General features: G+C 74.1%; 12 protein-coding genes. 1 reads left to right on the forward strand and 11 read right to left on the reverse strand.

The annotated features are described in order from the left end of the window. Nucleotides 1–227: 227 nt before the first annotated feature. From QQZ13_RS09750 to QQZ13_RS09780, 7 genes are all read right to left on the reverse strand, one after another. The gene (locus QQZ13_RS09750) at nt 228–2,090 is read right to left on the reverse strand and encodes a hypothetical protein (protein ID WP_284528841.1); all 1,863 of its coding nucleotides are present in this window, start codon (nt 2,088–2,090) and stop codon (nt 228–230) included. After that, nucleotides 2,087–4,678 carry an alpha-mannosidase gene (locus tag QQZ13_RS09755; protein ID WP_284528842.1) on the reverse strand — a complete coding sequence of 864 codons (2,592 nt, stop codon included), beginning with the start codon at nt 4,676–4,678 and terminating at the stop codon, nt 2,087–2,089. The genes QQZ13_RS09750 and QQZ13_RS09755 overlap by 4 nt, the downstream gene beginning before the upstream one ends. Beyond that, on the reverse strand, nt 4,675–5,253 hold the full coding sequence (locus tag QQZ13_RS09760; protein WP_284528843.1) for an SIS domain-containing protein: 579 nt from the start codon (nt 5,251–5,253) through the stop codon (nt 4,675–4,677). The genes QQZ13_RS09755 and QQZ13_RS09760 overlap by 4 nt, the downstream gene beginning before the upstream one ends. Continuing rightward, complete coding sequence (locus QQZ13_RS09765; protein ID WP_284528844.1) at nt 5,246–6,208, reverse strand: ROK family protein; 963 nt, start codon at nt 6,206–6,208, stop codon at nt 5,246–5,248. The genes QQZ13_RS09760 and QQZ13_RS09765 overlap by 8 nt, the downstream gene beginning before the upstream one ends. Before the next feature lie 177 nt (nt 6,209–6,385). After that, nucleotides 6,386–7,405 (reverse strand): LacI family DNA-binding transcriptional regulator, encoded by a 1,020-nt coding sequence (locus QQZ13_RS09770; protein WP_284528845.1) that lies wholly within the window; start codon nt 7,403–7,405, stop codon nt 6,386–6,388. Further along, nucleotides 7,402–9,261 carry an MBL fold metallo-hydrolase gene (locus QQZ13_RS09775; RefSeq protein ID WP_284528846.1) on the reverse strand — a complete coding sequence of 620 codons (1,860 nt, stop codon included), beginning with the start codon at nt 9,259–9,261 and terminating at the stop codon, nt 7,402–7,404. Before QQZ13_RS09775 ends, QQZ13_RS09770 begins: the two co-directional genes overlap by 4 nt. Then, nucleotides 9,258–11,036: a hypothetical protein gene (locus tag QQZ13_RS09780; RefSeq protein WP_284528847.1), complete on the reverse strand. Its 1,779-nt coding sequence runs from the start codon at nt 11,034–11,036 to the stop codon at nt 9,258–9,260. The genes QQZ13_RS09775 and QQZ13_RS09780 overlap by 4 nt, the downstream gene beginning before the upstream one ends. A 29-nt stretch (nt 11,037–11,065) precedes the next feature. Here QQZ13_RS09780 and QQZ13_RS09785 point away from each other — a divergent pair, with 29 nt between their 5' ends. Next, a complete protein-coding gene (locus tag QQZ13_RS09785) occupies nt 11,066–12,637 on the forward strand; it encodes a beta-N-acetylglucosaminidase domain-containing protein (protein WP_284528848.1) in 1,572 nt (523 codons plus the stop codon). Here QQZ13_RS09785 and QQZ13_RS09790 read toward each other — a convergent pair whose 3' ends face one another. From QQZ13_RS09790 to QQZ13_RS09805, 4 genes are read right to left on the reverse strand one after another with little or no spacing between them, the layout of a single operon-like run. Next, a complete protein-coding gene (locus tag QQZ13_RS09790; RefSeq protein WP_284528849.1) occupies nt 12,638–14,113 on the reverse strand; it encodes an alpha-amylase family glycosyl hydrolase in 1,476 nt (491 codons plus the stop codon). Next, the gene (locus tag QQZ13_RS09795; protein ID WP_284528850.1) at nt 14,110–14,772 is read right to left on the reverse strand and encodes an aspartate/glutamate racemase family protein; all 663 of its coding nucleotides are present in this window, start codon (nt 14,770–14,772) and stop codon (nt 14,110–14,112) included. Before QQZ13_RS09795 ends, QQZ13_RS09790 begins: the two co-directional genes overlap by 4 nt. Continuing rightward, the gene (locus QQZ13_RS09800; RefSeq protein WP_284528851.1) at nt 14,769–15,668 is read right to left on the reverse strand and encodes a hypothetical protein; all 900 of its coding nucleotides are present in this window, start codon (nt 15,666–15,668) and stop codon (nt 14,769–14,771) included. Before QQZ13_RS09800 ends, QQZ13_RS09795 begins: the two co-directional genes overlap by 4 nt. After that, nucleotides 15,601–17,181: an FGGY family carbohydrate kinase gene (locus QQZ13_RS09805; protein ID WP_284528852.1), complete on the reverse strand. Its 1,581-nt coding sequence runs from the start codon at nt 17,179–17,181 to the stop codon at nt 15,601–15,603. The genes QQZ13_RS09800 and QQZ13_RS09805 overlap by 68 nt, the downstream gene beginning before the upstream one ends. Between the last annotated feature and the right edge of the window lie 80 nt (nt 17,182–17,261).

Consider the following 17,261-nt stretch of genomic DNA (forward strand, 5'->3'; position numbering starts at 1 on the left):
GCCCCGCGGGGCCCGACTAGAGCCCGGATTTCCGGAGTTGTGGACGTGCGGGGCGGCCGCGGGCCGGACCCGGGTCCGGCGGCGCCGGGAGGAGGTTCAGCCGCGGTGGGTGGTCACAACTCCGGAAGATCGGCCGCTCGGAGGGCTGAACTGCCCCGCGGGCCCTGATCCGAGCCCGGATTTCCGGAGTTGCGAACGGGCGGGGCGGAACTCGGGCGGGGCGGGGGTCAGGCGGGGAGGGCGAGGGCGTCCTCGCAGCCGAGGAGGAGCACGCCCGCGCTCCACGCGTGCGAGAGCGTGAGCAGCATGCCCTTCGGCTGAAAGCACTCGGTCTGGTAGTACCGCTCGGTGACCATGCCGCGGTAGGCGTTGAAGTCGCCGTCGAAGCGCGCGACGAACTGCCGGAAGCACGCCAGCGTCTCGAGCGCGCGCTCGCGGTAGTGCATGTCGCCGGTGGCCTCGGCGAGCTCCAGCATCTCCCGCGTGCAGATCAGCCCGTACGCGTGGAGATGCTGATTGGAAGCCGATGCCTGGTCGGCGCCTCGGGTGCCGAAGTCGTACATCGCGAGCAGCGTGCCGGGGGCGAAGGTCACGTCGTAGACGTAGCGGAACGTGAGGGCGAAGTCCGCCGCACGCCGGGCGAGGTCGAGCCACTCGGCCGAGCCGGTCGCGCGATGCAGCGCCAGGTAGGCCATCAGTGCGACGTAGCCGTCCTCGCTCGTGACGGCGAGATCGACGTCCTCGGGAGCGCCGTGCAGGTACTCGTCGTGGACGAACCGCGCGTAGTACCGCCCCGCCCGCTCGGCGGCGGCGAGGCGCACCGGATCGCCGTCGTCGGCGAGCGCCGCGACCCAGGCGAGTCCGGCGGAGCCGCTCCACGACAGCACCTCGCCGGTCTCGGCGTGGTGGATGCTCCCGAGGTTGCCGTCGGCCCGCTGCCGGGCGACGACGACGTCGAGGTTGGCCCGCGCGGTGGCCGCCCAGTCCTCCCGGCCCTTCAGCTGCGCGGCCCGGGCGAGGAACTGCGTCGCCTCGCCGAGGGTGCGGCTGTGGAGGCCGCGGCGGTGGTGGGTCCAGCTCTGCGTCCACCCCGACTCGCGGTACCAGACCCCCCACAGCGTGCCGCTCGGAGACAGCTCCGCGGTGCAGAAGTCGATGACGCGCGCGGCCGCCTCGCCCAGGGCGGCGTCGTCGACGCGGACGGAGTGGCGGAGCATGGCGTAGGCCCAGGGGATGCCCGAGACCCACCCGACGTGCATCGCCTGCCGGTCGACGGGCTTGCCGTCCTGCCCGGAGATCTCGCGATCGAACCCGGCGGTCTCCCGGAGGATGCCGGGGTCCGGGTCGTAGTGCCACCGCAGCAGCCCCTCGGCGGCCAGCTCGGCGGCTTCCGCGATCCCCACCCATGGGCGCAGCGGGGCGTCGCCGCTCAGCCGGGCGTGCAGGGAGCGCAGCACGCGGGCGTAGTCGTGGCGATCGGCGGAGAGCTCGTGGAGGGTGACGTCGACGGTGGCCTGCTCGCCGGGCGCGAACCGGTGCCGCTCCACGAGCGGCTCCCGGGGGTCGCCGTCGCCGTAGTAGGTGACCGGGTGCTCGCGGGCGGGGAAGGTCACGGCGAGGACGGCGGTCCCGCTCCTTCCGGCGAAGCCGAGCCCCGTGAGGCCGAACCCGGTCTCGGGCGCGGCCGACAGGGCCCATCCTCCGCGGCCGCTCGCGGGCCAGCAGAAGACCGCCGGGACGGCCGTGCGGTCGGAGCGGAAGTGCCACTCGTCGCTGTCGAAGCGGGCGTGGTCGGCGGCCGTGGAGGCTCCCGGCACGAAGCGGGGGTAGAGCCGGTCGTTGCCCTCCAGCCGGTTCTCGCCGTAGAAGACGCCCGGGATCATCCACCACGGGTCGTCGGCGTCGTCGATCTCGATCCACACGCGCACGGCGGCCTCGCACGGCTCCGCGCCCCGATGCACGACCGACACCGTCACGGTGGTGTCGGCGCCGTCGTGCGCCGACGTGTCGATCCGAAGGTCGAACGCCTCCGGATCGGCATCGAGGATCGCGGCCCGGACCCGGGGAGCGGGGGAGGCGCCGGAGGTCACGGCACCGGGTCGCCGAGCGGCCACTCGAGCAGGTCGACCTCGACCACGGCGCCGTCGGGATCGAGCGGCACCCGGAAGGTCCGCAGCTGGAACGGCGCGAACTCGGCGTCGATGGTGCGATCCGCCAGGCCGAGGTCGATGGATGCCGTTGCCGGCTCGCCCCGGGTCTCGATCGCGCGCACGACGATGTCGGTCGATCCGGCGTCCTCGGTGCCCTTCAGCGCGGTGACCATCACGGCGCCCGCGCCGTCGCCCGCGAAGCTGTGCCGCGGCGGCAGGTCGCCGTCGTGGAAGGACTCCAGCTGCGCGCGCACCGGTTGGCCCAGCTCGGCGGCCCGCCGGGTCGGCTGAGCCTCCCGCCAGTCTCCGGCGTGCGGGATCAGCTCGACGCGGAACCGCTGCACACCCTGGTCCTGGAAGGCGTAGACGCCCTCGGGGTCGAGCAGGCGCGGGTCGTGCCATGAGTACACGGGGCTGCGCACCGCGGTGATCCCGATGCTCGGCACGTCCATCCCCGCCGAGGCGGCGGGGGAGACGTCCCAGCCGTGCTTGTCGGTGGCGACGACGGTCAGTCCGGCCGGGGTGCCGTCGATCGTGCCGGTGAGGTCGACCCACGACTGCGCGGGCTCCTCGGCTCCGTCCACCGGGCGCTCGATGACGCCGTAGGGGACCTCGTAGGTCGCCGCGGGGGACTCCAGGCCGACCGGGTATCGCAGCTTGAGCAGGTGCGCCTTCTCGCGCCAGTCGAGCGTGACGTCGATCCGCAGCGCCTCGGCGTCGTGGGTGAGCAGCAGCTCCTCGATCAGCCGGCTGGAGCCCCAGGACCGCTCGACCCGCACGCGCGTGCGGAGCGGGCCCGTCTCCCGCACGACGATGCGGTCGAGGGTCATGGCGGCGCCCTCCCACGCGTAGCTGATGACGCGGTGGCCCCAGGTGTCGGTGGGGTCCTCGCACACCGCCGTGCGCGGCTGCCCACGCGTGCCGGCGAGCGGGTCGACGCCCGTGCGCTTGTGGAGGAGGGAGACGACGTCGCCCGTGGCGGGGTCGAGCTCCACCCGGAGGTAGGGGTTCTCGAGCACCGTCCCGTCGTCGCTGACCGACAGCTCCGATGTCGCCGCGGGGTCCGACCCGGGCAGCATGCGGTACAGCGCGTAGCCGAGGGCCGGCACCTCGGCGCGGAAGGTCACCGCACCGCGGCTCATGTCGCCGGTCGTGGCGGTGGACTGGGTCGCCTGGGAGAGGACCGCGGTCCCGTCGTGGTCGACCACGCGCACCCCGCGCGGCTGTGCGCCGTACTGCATGTCGACGTCGGCCGACACCGTCCACGGGTGCGGGTTGAAGACGAGCACCGGCTGCGTGGCGGTGTCCATCGGGATGTCGACGCGGCGCGCGATGCGGTTGTGCGCACGGGTGAGGATGCGCTTGGAGATCGCGACCGCCTCGCCGAGCTGGTCGCGGGCGTCGTCGTACGAGGGCTCGATCGCCGAACCCGGGAGGATGTCGTGGAACTGGTTGAAGAGGATCTGCTTCCAGGCGCGCTCCAGGTCGCCCCGCGGGTAGTCCGCACCGGTGAGGACGGCGTCCACGGCGGCCCAGCGCTCCGCCGAGAGCGCGGCGTGCTGGGCGCGGCGCTGCCAGGCCTTGATGCCGGAGTGCGCCGAGTAGCAGCCGGGGGCGTGATGCTGGAGGTCGTCGCGGCGCACCGAGAGGCGGTCGAGGAACGCCTCACCGCGGGCGAGCATCTCGTCGAAGTAGGCGCGGGGCGAGGACATCGTCATCCTTCCGAAAGTGCCCATCCTGTCGTAGCGGTGGATCGACTCGATGTTCAGCTTCGTCGGGCCGCCGCCGTGGTTGCCCACACCGTAGAAGACCATCCCCTCGCCGAGCGAGCGGTCGAGCTGCGCGATGGACTTCTCGGTCTGGAACGACACGTCGGCGGGGCCGCTGCAGTACTCGAACGGGATGCGGTAGGCGAGCACGCGCGATCCGTCGGGCGCCTCCCAATGGAACAGGGTCGAGCCGAAGTCGCTCTCGTGGGGCCCGGGGCGCAGGAAGCAGTACGAGTCCATGCGCTGGCCGCGGAGGATCTGCGGGATGGTGACGCTGTGACCGAACGGGTCGGCGTTCATGCCGACCGTGGCGATCGTGCCGAACTTCTCCTGCAGGTACCGCTGCCCGTAGAGGCCCTGGCGGGCGAGGGATTCCCCCATCGGCATATTGCAGTCGGGCTCGACCCACCAGCCGCCGACGTTGACCCAGCGGCCCTCGGCGACGCGCTCGCGGATGCGCGCGAACATCTCGGGATCCTGCTCCTCGACCCACGACAGCAGCACGATCTGATCGCAGGTGAACACGAAGTCCGGGTACTCGTCCATGCGGTCCAGTGCGCTGCGGAAGGTCGCGCGCGCCTCCTGGTAGCCCTCCTGCCACGGCCACAGCCACACCGGGTCGAGGTGCGCGTTGCCGATCATGTGGAGGGTCCGGTCGGGGGTCGCCGCCGGCCGCTGCGTGGCGGGACGGCCCGCCGGCTGCACGCCCGAGGGCGCGTTGGCGATCGGTGCGGCCGATGCCGGGTCGCTCGGTGTCACTGCGGGTCCTCTCCGGCCGCCCATGCATCGAGGATCTCCGAAAGCGCGTGCAGAAGGAAGGTGTGCAGCTCCTGGATCCGCGGGGTCTCGCTGGAGGGCGCGAGGAACGCGTGATCGGCGAGCCCCAGCGCGGGGCCGCCGTCGCCGCCGGCGAACAGCAGCGTGGTGGCGCCGTTGGCGCGCGCCGCCTCGAGCGCCCGGGTGATGTTCGCCGAGCGGCCGCTGGTGGTGAAGGCGGCGAGCACGTCGCCGCGCCGCGCGAGCGCCTCCACCTGCCGCGAGAAGACGTCCTCGAACGCGTAGTCGTTCGCGATGCAGGTCGACACCGTGGCGTCGGTCGTGAGGGTCACCGCCGGAAGCGGCCGGCGGTCGCGCTTGTAGTGCCCGATGATCTCGCCGGTGAAGTGCTGGGCGTCGGCGGCGCTCCCGCCGTTGCCGATCGTGTACAGCGTGCCGCCGGCGGCGAAGGCGTCGATGAGCACGTCGCCGACGGAGCGGACCGTGTCGAGCAGGGGGCCCGCCTCCGTCGCGGTGCGCACGTGGGCGGCCAGTTGGTCGTCGAGCCAGTCAGACATGGAGGGTCTCCGCGAGGTCGAAGGCGAGGGCGGCGGCACCCACCACGCACACCTCGTCGCCGAGGTCGGCGAGGGTGACGCGGGCGGCCGCGGCGGGGGGGAGGGCGCCCGTGCGGACGGCGTCGCGCACGGGGTCGATCAGGAGCGCGCCGGAGCGCGTCACGCCGCCGCCGAGGACGACGACGTGGGGTTCGAGGACGTTGACGAGGTCGGTGACCGCCTGGCTCAGCACCGCGGTCGTCTCGTCCCAGACCTCGCGTGCGAGGACATCGCCCGCCGAGGCCGCGCGCGAGACGTGCTCGGCCCGCACGGGATCCTCGTGACGCAGCACTGAGGGGCGGTCGTCGCGGGCCAGCAGGTCGCGGGCGCGCTCGGCGATGTTCGTGCCCGACGCGTACGCCTCGAGGCAGCCGCGGCGCCCGCACTGGCAGAGGCGCCCGCCGGGGCGCACGGTCAGGTGGCCGAACTCGCCGCCGTTGCCGGCCGCGCCGCGGTGGAGGCGTCCGTCGATGATCGCCCCGCCGCCGACCCCGGTGGAGATCGTCAGGTAGAGCGCGATCTCGGCGCCGCGCGCCGCGCCGTAGCGGTGCTCGCCGAGGACCGCCGCCGTGGCGTCGTTCTCGAGCACCGCCGGCACGCCGAACGCGCGCCGGGTGAGCTCGACGATGGGGATGTCGATCCAGCCGGGCAGGTGCAGGGGGCCGGTCAGCACGCCGCGAGCCGCGTCGAGCGGACCCCCGCAGCTGATGCCCACCGCCGACACCTCGGCGACCTCCGCCGCAGCGAGACTGCGGTGACCCAGGTCGAAGAGGTGGGCGATGACCTCCTCCGGTCCGCGCTCCTTGCGCGTGGGCTCGGACAGGAAGCCGTGCGTGCGGCCGTCGGGGGTCACGACGGCGGTCGCGAGCTTGGTGCCGCCGATGTCCAGCGCCAGGACCGGCATCACAGGTGGCATGTTTCCTCCGGGCTCCGCACGACGACCATCGTCGGCAAGAGAGTATGACATCGTTCCCACATCGTAAGCGGTTCCGTCGTCCGATCGCAAGGCGCGTCAGCGCGCCGCGGTATCCGGGCCACACGAGGCCGCGGAATCCGCGGGACGGCCGCGGGGCTCCGCAAGACGGGCGGAGGCTCAGCGGGGCGGGGCCACCGAGCCGCGGTCGATGAACGTCGTCGGCAGCACCATCGTCTGCACGGGGGCGTCGGGCGTCTCGACGCGCGCGACGAGCGTGCGGACGGCCGCCGCGCCGAGGCCGAGCGTGTCCTGATGGCGGACCGAGAGCCCGGGGGTCACCATGCTCATCCAGGGCGCGTCGTCGAACGCGACGATGCTGAGATCGTCCGGCACGGAGAGGCCCAGTCGCTGCGTCGCGCGCCACAGCCCCTCGGCGAGCACGTTGTTGGCGGCGAAGACCGCCGTGGGCGGGTCGGCGCGCGACAGGAGCGCGACCGCGGCGTCCACGGCCGCAGCGGCGTCCCAGCCGGCGCGCACGACGAGCGACTCGTCGACGCGCATCCGCTTCGCCGCGAAGGCGTCGATGTAGCCCTGCTGGCGCTCCGCGCCGGTGGTCCACTCGGTCTCGTCGATGAGCAGGGCGATGCGCGTGTGACCGAGCTGGAGCAGGCGGGCGGTCGTCTCGCGGGCGGCCGCACGGTTGTCGACGACCACGGCGTCGGTGCCGCTGGGGTCGAAGCGCCGGTCGACCTCGACGAGCGGGACGCCGAGCCGGGAGAGGAAGGGCGCGAGCGCGTCGGTGACGGGGGTGGCGATCACGCCGGCCACGCGGGACGCGACGAGGGTCTCGGCCGCCTCGAGCTCGTCGTCGGGCTCGCCGTGGAGGTCGACGAGCACGATGGACCGGCCCGTCTGCCGTGCCTCGGCGCCGATGCCCGAGGCGAGCTCCGCGTAGAAGGTGTTGCGCAGGTCCGAGACGAGGACGCCGACCGAACGGCTGGTGCGCTGCTTCAGGCTGCGGGCGGTGACGTCGACGACGTAGCCCAGATCGCGTGCCACCGCGCGCACCTTGTCGCGCACCTCGGGGGCGGCGTAGCCGTTGCCCGACAGTGCGCGCGAGGCGGTGGAGCGGGAGACGCCGGCGGCTGCCGCGACGTCCTTGATGGTGGCCCGGGCGAAGGGACGGTCGCCGCTCACGGGGCGCCCGGGGTCACATCGACCACCGCCTCCGCGTGCTGACCCAGCAGCAGGGTTCCGACCGACAGGTCCACCGCGATGCGCTGGCGGCGGCCGGATGTGGTCGCGACGACGCTGAACTCCACAGTCGCCTCCTCGTGAGGACCGAGCCGCACCGTCTGGACGGCCTCGGATGATCGCCAGCCTAGCGGCAGCACGATCTCCGCCCGGGCGAGCACGGCCTCGTCGTGGGGATTGCGGACGCGCACCGCGTATGCGGCCGCCTCGCCGACCTCCACGCGCGAGCGGTAGGGGGCGATGGTCGCGAGCTGACCGGTCACCGGGACCGAGAGGGTCTCCAGCGGGAGGAGCCGCTGGTGGAGCTCGTCGACGTACGCGCCGGACTCCACCAGGTAGTCGAGGTAGGCGTCGTCGGCCCAGCGCGGCTCCCAGTGCCCCGAGGCGAGCAGGCCCGGGGCGATCCGCTTGTACAGCGCCGCGCTGCGGGAGTAGTCGCCCAGGCGGAAGAGGTTGCGGTACTGGTAGTTCATGATGTCGCGGCGCCCGTCGCGACCTCCCAGCCCCTCCTGCTGATCGCCGGTGAACACCACCGTGACCCCGTCGACCTCGACCCGGTAGGCGACCGCGTAGAGCGTGTGGCCGGGCTGGGCGTGGGCGGTGAGCGTGTACTCGTTCCAGGTGAACGGCTCGTCCAGCGGGAGCACGCGGTCGGCCGGGATCGGGTCGTACCACTGGCAGGGGAGGTCCTCGCGCCACGGGTCGGCCATCGTCGGGGCGACGTTCTCGGGGATCCACAGCTCGGTGCCCTCCACGTCGCGCAGCAGCGGCATGCCCGCCACGTGGTCGTCGTGGTAGTGGGTCGGCAGGGCGACGCTGATGCGCGTGACCCCGTGGCGCGCGCGCAGTGCCGGGAGCGAGGCCAGCCACGGCCGGCGCGCCGCGCGCTCCTGGCCGAGAACGATGCCCGTCGTCATGTCGTAGCCGTAGTCGACGACGAGCGCCTCCCCGGTCTCGGACAGCAGCACGTACGAGCACGACATCGACGTGCGGTTGAGCAGCAGGTGGGGGGTGAGCGCGACGAACGGGTCGTCGAGGCGGGTGGCGAGGTCCCACGGGTAGGACCGGCGGCTGTCCACGTAGTCCTGCATGGCGGCGGCGAGCTGCGTCAGGGCCGTCGCAGGGTCGGTCATGACCTCGCCATGCGACGGCGCGATCATCGTCGGCTCCTCGCGAGCGAGGAGGATCGCGCTGAGCACCGTCATCGCCGGTCCCTCGTTCTGCGTGTACGACCACTGCGTCGCCGCGAGCGACCACACCTTTCCCGGCGCGTAGACGAGGTCGCCGCTGAAGGCGATGCGCTCGCCGTCCCGATCGAGCAGGTAGGTGACCGAGCCCATGGTGTGGCCGGGCGTCGGCATGACCCGGAGGGAGACCCCGCCGGGGCGATCGCCCAGGGCGAGCGAGCGGTACTCCGGCACGGTCGCATGCACCGGGACCGAGGCGAGCAGCGAGAAGCGGTCCTGGCGCAGGTTGTAGTCGTTGTCGAGTTGGCGGCTCTCCCACATCTGCTCGACCCGGTCGAACAGCTCCACCTCGACCGGGGGCACGTGGATGCGGGCCCCGTGCGCGACGGCGCGCGGAAGGCCCTGCCCCTGGTCGCGATGGTGGTGGGTCATCACGACGTCCGAGATGGAGCGGATGCCGAGGGCCTCGAGATGATCCAGCGCCCGTCCGGCGCCGAAGTCCACGGCGACGGCGTCGCGTTGGCCGGGCGGCGCGTCGAGATCGACCACGAGGTAGACGGCGCAGGTGTCGGCGATGCGCCACACGCCTCGGGCGATCTCGACGGGGTTCATGCGAGCGTCCTCCGGTAGGCGTCCCAGGTGGCGCGGATCTCTGCGAGGTCGTCGTCGGTGATCGGCTCGTCGTCCCGCACCCGTTCCAGATAGTAGAGGGCGGGCACGCCCAGCGCGGGCTGGAGCCGGGCGTAGGCGAGCCACTCCTCGCGGTCGGGCATCGGCCACTGGTCGGTGTCGACGAGGTGGTGCGGGAGCGTGCGCGAGACGATCGCGTGCCGGGCGGTCAGCTGGCGCGTGACGGCGACCGGCGCGCCGGTCGTGTCGCGTTCGAGCACGTCGTTGGTGCGGATCATGTCGCTCGCCTCGCCGAACGACGGGTGCACGGTGTGGGTGATGACGAGGGCGTCGGCTTTGACCTCCTTGGCTGCCGCATGCAGCTCCGAGACGAGGCGGTGGAGCGCGGCGATGCCCCACACGCCGTCGCTGTCGGCGGCGCTGCGCATCGACCGGCCGCTCGGCGCGCGCTGCGTGAAGTCGACCTTGAAGCCGTCGGCGTCGAGGCCCTCCGCAGAGAGGAGACGCGCGACGATCCGGCGCAGCCGCGCACGGTACGCGGGGCTCCCGGGGTCGGCGGCGATGGGTCGGCCCGCGGCGTCGGTGATGCACTCCTCCACGGGCAGCCCCGCGGGATCCCACGCCTTCCACCACAGCAGCACCCGACGGCCCTCGCGGTGCCGCTGCGCGATCCAGCCGCCGAGATCGGGCCACGCGCCGGTGTCGGGCTCCGCGGTGCCGTACGCCGCCTGCCACCGGTCGTCGACGACGATCGTGCCGGGATCGAGGCCCGCCGAGCGCATCGTCGCGAGGAAGTCGTCGTAGATCTCCTGACGGCACAGGTCCGGCGCGGGGGCGCCGCCGCGCGCGACCTGCGCACCCCAGCCGCAGAAGAGCGGCTCCCGCCACCAGCGTTCGAGGCGCGGGTGCGCGTCGCTCGCGTGACCGTGGGCGATGAGGTCGTCGCGGTGCGCCGTGAGCGCGTCCAGCGCTTCGGGCACCGGCTGCAGCACGACCGTCGGGGAGCGCCAGTCGCCGTCGATACGGGTGTGCCCCTCGTAGTCCAGCCGCAGCAGGAATCCGCCGTCGAGCGCCTCGTAGCGCAGCTGGGTGAAGCCGAGCTCGGTCACCGGCGCGCGCAGCGTCAGCGCCAGCCACGCTCCCGTCGGCGGCTCGACGGGATCGGCGGCCGGCTCCCGGCCGAGTGCGAGCGCGAGCGGCGGCGGCGAGAAGATCCCGTGCAGCCTGCCGGGATCGGCGTCGCCCACCACGCCGAGCGCGGCGGACGAGGTCGCGGGGCGGGCGAAGGCGACGGGCTCGGTCGGGGTCGGCACGTACAGCGATGCGGCGTCGATCGACGAGCGGAACGTGCCCGATGCGCCGGTGGGCAGGATGCCGTCGCCGCCGGCGACGGTGACGTCGGTCACGGACCCGGCGCCCCTCACGCCGACGGTCGCTTCGACCGTCGTGGGCGTGCAGCGCAGCTCGAGCACCTTCTCGCCCCAGTGCGAGGACGTCGTCGCGATGCGGACGACGAGGTCGCCGTCGTCGTCGGCGACCTCCGGCTCGCCGATGGCGGTCGTCTCGTCGGCGGCCTCCGCCGTGTGCACCGACGACAGCACGCTCAGCCGGGTCCACCGGCGGCCTTCCGCGTCGGCGAGCTCCACGTAGGGCGAGCGCGGCACGCCGTCCGGGCCGGGCCTCCAGGAGAGGCGGTAGGAATCGGCGGTGATCGTCACCCGGGCATCGTCGCGCGTGAGCGAGGGGCTGGAGCTCATGCCGTCATCCTATGTGATAACGTTCCCATATGGTCAAGGATGCCCGCGTCCCGCTCGAGCTCCTGCCGCAGCCCGCCGCCGTGGGCGGCCCGTCGCCGACAGGCGCCGTGCACCCGGTCCGCGACGTGGTCCGCCACCTCGATCCCCGCCTCGCCCCCGAGGGCTATCGGCTGCACGCGGCCCGCGGTCTCGTGACGGTCACCGCCTCGGACGCCCGCGGGACGACCCATGCCGAGACCACCCTCGATCAGCTGACGCGGCGATTCGGAGGGATCCCCGACCTCGAGATCGACGACGCCCCGACCCTGGCCCACCGCGGCATCATCGAGGGGTTCTACGGCGAGCCGTGGAGCGACGAGGAGCGCATCGCCACCTTCCGCCTGGCGCGGCGGGTGAAGCTCACCTCCTACGTCTACGCGCCGAAGGATGACCCGTACCATCGGGTGCGCTGGCGGGAGCCGTATCCCGCGGCCGAGCTGGCCCGGCTGCAGCGCCTGGCCGACGCCGCGCACGCCGAGGGGATCGACTTCGTGTTCGCCCTCCACCCCGCCGGCTCGATGGTGTTCTCCGACGATGCCGAGCACGAGCTCCTCGCCGCGAAGGCGGCTCAGCTGGTCGGCGCCGGCATCGGGCGGTTCGCGCTGCTCTTCGACGACGTGCCGCCCGAACCCGTGCACGACGCCGACGTCGCCGCATTCGGGGCGGGCGGCGCCGGGCTCGGCGCGGCCCATGCCGCGGCCGTCCGGCGCTTCGTGCGCGACGTGCAGGAGCCGCGCGGGCTCCCGCTGCCGATCGTCGTCCCCACCGACTACGCCGGGATCCACCGCAGCGACTACCGCGAGGCGTTCGCCGCGGGCGTCCCCGCCCACGTGCTCGTGTGGTGGACCGGCCGCGACATCGTGGTGGGGGAGATCTCGCGCGACGACATCGACGCCGCGGCGGACGTGTTCGGCGACCGCCTGGCGCTCTGGGACAACTTCCCGGTCAACGATTTCGACCGGGGCCGCGCCTTCCTCGGGCCGCTCACGGGCCGCACGGGCGACGTCGCCGGCTCGGCGCTGCGCGGCGCCTGGACCAATCCGATGGTCGAGTGCGCTCCCGGGTGGTTCGGCATCGCGGCCTTCGCCGACTGGGCGTGGAACCCGGCGGGCTACGATCCCGCCCGCGCCGCCCGCGTCACGCTGGACCTGGTCGGCGGCGCCGACGCCGAACGCCTCGCCCCTCTCGTGCGGACGCTCTCGTCGTGGCCGCCGTCGGCGACGATGGACCCCGAGCTGCGCGCGCTCACCCGTGGCGTCCTGGCGGGGGACGCCGAGGCATCCGCCGCGCTGCGCGAGCGGCTCGACGAGCTCGCCGCCCTCGACCGCGCGCTCGCCGGCGCCGGCGCCGAGCCCGCCCGCTCGCTCCGGCCCTGGGCGGAAGCGGCGGCCCACATGGCGCGTGCGGGGCGCGACGCCCTCGACCTGCTCGAGGGGCGCCCGGGGGCCGACCCGATGCGGACGCGCGCCGCACTGGAGCTCGCGCTGTCGCACCCGGCCAAGGTCGCGACCGACGTCATCCCCGACTTCGTGCGCGAGGTCCTGGCCGCCGACGAGGGCTGATCACCCGTCGAGCGGCACCTCCGCGCCGTCGAGAGTGATCGTGAAGTCGGGCTCGTCGAACCGCGCGAGCAGCCGCGCCTCGTGCGTCGGAGTCCCCCCTTCGGCCGCCGATCGCCAGACCAGCTCGAGCGAGGCCTCGTCGGGCTGCGACCACGAGAACGCGCCTCCGAAGACCGCATGCCGGCGCAGGGCGGCCAGTGCGAGCTGCCCGCGCGTCACGGGAGTCGCGAGGGCGCGATCGAGCTCCTCGCGCGTGTAGCGGTGGCGGTTGACCTCCCGCCCCTGACCCGTCGCCGCGAAGCGGTCGCGATCGTCGAGGCCGCCGAGCAGGCCCACGTAGTAGAACTGCGGCTCGCCCGGCACGAACGCCTGCACGGCGCGGGCCAGCAGCATCCGCCAGGTGTCGCCGCCGAGCACGCTGAAGAACGTGGCGTTGATCTGATGCGGCATGCTCGCCCACGTGGGAGTGACCGACGCGAGGGTCGAGTGGCCGCCGGTGGCGTCGGCTGCGCGGGCGAAGACGGCCGCCATCTCCTCCTCGGTGAGGAGGCCCGGAAGGCCCGCGCCCGGACCCGCGTCGATGACGCCGATGCCGTCGTGCGTGTCGAGCACCGTCACGGCGTTGGCGGGCCGGATGCCGAGCCAGTGGGCGAGCCGGTCCGTGCGGCCGGTGCCGAGGGAGTGCAGCAGCAGCGGGGGAAGGGCGAAGTCGTACACCAGGTCGACGAGCGGTGCGATGGCCAGCTGCTGCGAGTAGTGCGCGTGCACCTCGACGAGCACGCGGAGCCCCCGCGCGCGGATGATCTCGGCCGCCTGCGCGACGAAGGCCAGGGTGTCGGGCGTCATGAAGGAGTCCGTGCCGGGCGTCTTCACCGCGTACCCGACCGCATCCAGCCGGACCGTGGTCACCCCGCCCGCCGCGAGGGTGTCGGCGAGCCCCTCCAGGTAGGCGATCCCCGCCCGGTGACGCACGTCGATGTCGACCTGCGAGGGCATGAAGGTGGTCCAGACGAGGCGCCGCCGGCCGTCGCGGGCGCGATAGGGCGTGAACGGCACGCCCGGCCGCGGCCGGTAGAAGGCGGTGATGTCGGCTTCGGTCGCGCCGTGCGGGAACACCGTGTCGAACGTGAGGAACATGCCATCGTGCGCCGATGCCTCGCCGCGCTCGAGCCAGTCGACGAACTCGGCAGAGTGCGCCGAGACGTGGTTGACGATGATGTCGGCGGTGACCTCGGTGTGCGCGGCGATGGCGCGGACGTCGTCCCAGGTGCCCAGGCGGGGATCCACGGTGGCGTGGTCGACCGGGTCGAAGCCGGCGTCGTCGCCGTCGTAGGGCGTGTAGAAGGGCAGCACGTGCACCCCGGTGAGCACCGAGAGCTCGCCCGCGAGCAGCTTCCGCAGCGTCGTCAGGTCGCCGACGGCGCGGCCGGAGTCGCAGAGGCGGTCCGCATACGCCAGGAGCGAGACCCCGCTCACGCGGCGGCTCCGAGCGCCGCGACGAACGCGGCGGCGCCGCTGCGGGGCGAGGTGAGCACGCGCGGGTCGTCGCCGGCCCCGGCGGCCATCGAGGCCTGCGCCAGCACGATGACGTCGGCGTCGGCCGCGGCAACCGCCGCCGCGATGAGCTCGTCATGGCGCGCCTGGTCGCCTGCCGCCCGCGCCGCTGCGGCGTCGGCGACCACCGACGCGGTCACCCGCACCCGCGGATCCTCCTCGCGCACGCGCTCGACGAGGCGCCCGGTGGGTCCGAGGGTCGCGGACAGCGTCGCGAGCACGGCGATCCTGCCCGGGCGCTCCCCGGTCGCCGCGGCGCGGGCGCGCACCACCGCCTCCCGGGCCATCGCCTCGTCGACGCGCACGAGGGCGACCCCGGTGGCGCGAGCGGCGGCCTCGGCCGCCTCGCCGATCGAGGAGCACGTGACGAGGACCGCCTGGGCCCCCGCCGCCGCCAGCGCGGCGACGTGGCGCGTCACGCCCTCCTGGACGCGCGGGGTGACCTCGCCGGCGGCGACCGTCTCGCTGAGGAGCGACGGATCGACGACGTGGACGAGGTCGAGGTCCTCCCGCTCGGCCAGCAGCAGCTCGTGGAAGGACGCCGCGAGCGCGGGGACCGTGTGCAGCACGCCCGCTCTCATGCGCGGACTTCCCCGGCCGCGGCGCGTCCACGCCCCGCCTCGGACCAGGGACGGCCGAACTCGTCGACGGTGTCGATGAGGGCCGCCAGGCGCGGCACCGATCGCGCGCGGAGGTCGGCGGCGAGGTCGGCGCTCCCGACGACGTCGCTCCAGAGGGCGCGGCCGGCGAGGAACCCGCTCGCGCCCTCCTGGCAGGCGGCGCGCACGGCCGGCTCGAACCGCTCGCGGGCGACGCCCTGCGAGAGCACGACCCAGGGGCCGCTCATGCTGTCGTTCAGCGCCGCACTCGCACGCCGCTGAGCGCGCTCGTCGCCCTCGCCTGCGAGCGGCACCTGGGCCTTGTAGAGGTCGGGGCCGAGGGCGCCGAGCTCGCGCGCGGCCTCGCGGATCGCGACGTCGGCATCCCATCCGGATTCGCCCGGCGTCTCGCGGACCACGGGCTCGAGCACCGAGAGGACGCCCTTGCTGCGCGCGAGGGCGATGAACCGCTCGGCGAGCTCGATGCGTCGCTCGCGATGCGCGTCGCGGCGCCAGATGATCAGCAGCTTGAGCGCGTCGACGCCGTCGAGCGGGCCCGCCGCAGCCTCGTCGTCGATGTCGGTGTCCTCGACGGGGCCGCCGTCCTGCTGGTCCAGCGCGTCGACGGCCAGGATGAGGCCCGTCTGCGGGGGGAGGGAGCGGCGCACGCGCTCGAAGCCGAACTGCCGATCGGCCAGGAAGGCCGAGGCGAGCGGGCCGAGCTCGGTCGCCACCGCGGACTTGAAGTCGATGAGCACGTCGTCGGCGGGGCGTCCCCGTCCGGCGAGGTCGAACATGTGGCGGAGGCTCTCACGCTGGTCCATCGCCACCATGGCGAAGGTGCCGGTGGGCCGGGCGATGCTGTCGAGGGTCGTCATGGTGCTCCTGGATCGAGGACGGGGGATCGGGGGGTCGGGGGTCGGGGACCCGGCCGGCGCGGCGGGCGGCGGCGTGCGCCGACGAGGCGAGGGCGGCGGCGACGACCCGGTCGTAGGCCTCCTCCCATCCGGCAGCCGTCGCCGGGGCGACCTCTGCGACGGGGAGCGCCGCATCGTCGGCGGCGAGGTGCGCGCGGACCGCCGCGAGGCGGGCGGCCCCCGCGGCGACCGGCTCGCGAGTGGCGGAGCGGGCGACCGCGGTCCCGCCGCGCATCCCGGAACGGGCGGCGGCGGCGGCGAGCGGTCCCCACACCGGGAAGCGCGACGCCAGTGATCCCAGCAGGACCACCCGGTCGACCCGGCGACCGGCGTGGGCGGCGGCGACCTCGCGCATCCACCGGGAGTGCAGGACGAGGGACTGCAGCAGGGCGTACGCGCCGGACGGGTCCGCAGGGGTGCTCCCGCCCGGGCCGGCACCGCCGATCGTCTCGAGCACCGCGCCGGGGTCGGGCGCGGGGCATTGGCGGCCGCGCGGATACGGCAGCACGGTGACCGGGCTCGTCGGCCAGTGACCGGGGTCCGCCTCCGCCAGCACGTCCGCGACGGCGGCCGGCCAGTCCGCCAGCAGCGCGCCGCACGCAGGGCTGCCGCCCATCACCGTGTCGTAGCGGTCGTCGACCGAGCGGCCCAGGCTGAAGCCGTCGTCGACGGCGGCCGGCGCGGCCTCGTCGGTGAGGACCAGAACGGCCTCCGCGGTGCCGAGCGAGTCGGCCGCCTCTCCGGACCGGCGCACCCCGGCGGCCCATGCTCCGACGGCGTGGTCGTGACCGGCGATGTGCACCGGGATCCCGGCGGGCAGCCCGAACGCGGCCGCGGCCCGCGTCGTCCGTCCGGCCGCCTCTCCCGTGTCGAGGATGCGGGGGAGCACGTCGGGACCGATGCCCGCGGCCGCCACGAGCTCGGCGTCCCACTCGCGGGCGCCGCGGCGGCGGAGCATGGTGCGCGCGGCGAGGGTGTGGTCGGTGGCATGGGCGCCGGTGAGCATCGCGGTCACGTGATCCGCCACGCCCTGCCAGCGCGCCAGCCGCGCGAAGGCGTCCGGCTGCTGCGCTCGCAGCCGGTGGAGCGCGACGAGGGTCGGCTTGGGCGTCGCGGGAAGGCCCGTGCGCGTCAGCAGATCAGGGTGCTGCTCCCTCAACCTGTCGAGGTGCTCGCGGCCCGCGGCCCGGTCCCAGCGCTGAAAGGGCGCGAGCGGCTCGCCGCCCGGGCCCAGGGGGATGCCGGTCTCGGCCATGGAGGCGACGCCGATGGCGGCGATCGCCCCGTCGGCGCCTGCCGTGCACCCGCGCACCAGTTCGGACAGCGCGTCGCGGAGCCCCTCGGACGTGTCGGGGGTGCGGACCTGCGCGACGCGGAGCACGCGGGGTGCATCGACGTCCCGCCCCCCGCGCACGTCGACGAGGGCGACCTTGGTGGTCGTGCTGCCGACGTCGATGCCGAGGGAGAGCGTCACGGCGTCAGTCTGTGACAATTCGAACACATCTGCAAGATTGTTCGTCGTTTGACAATCGCGCACAAACCCGCTGGGATGGG

Origin of the sequence: Microbacterium sp. T2.11-28, from assembly GCF_950097975.1 — a bacterium.
GTDB lineage: Bacteria > Actinomycetota > Actinomycetes > Actinomycetales > Microbacteriaceae > Microbacterium.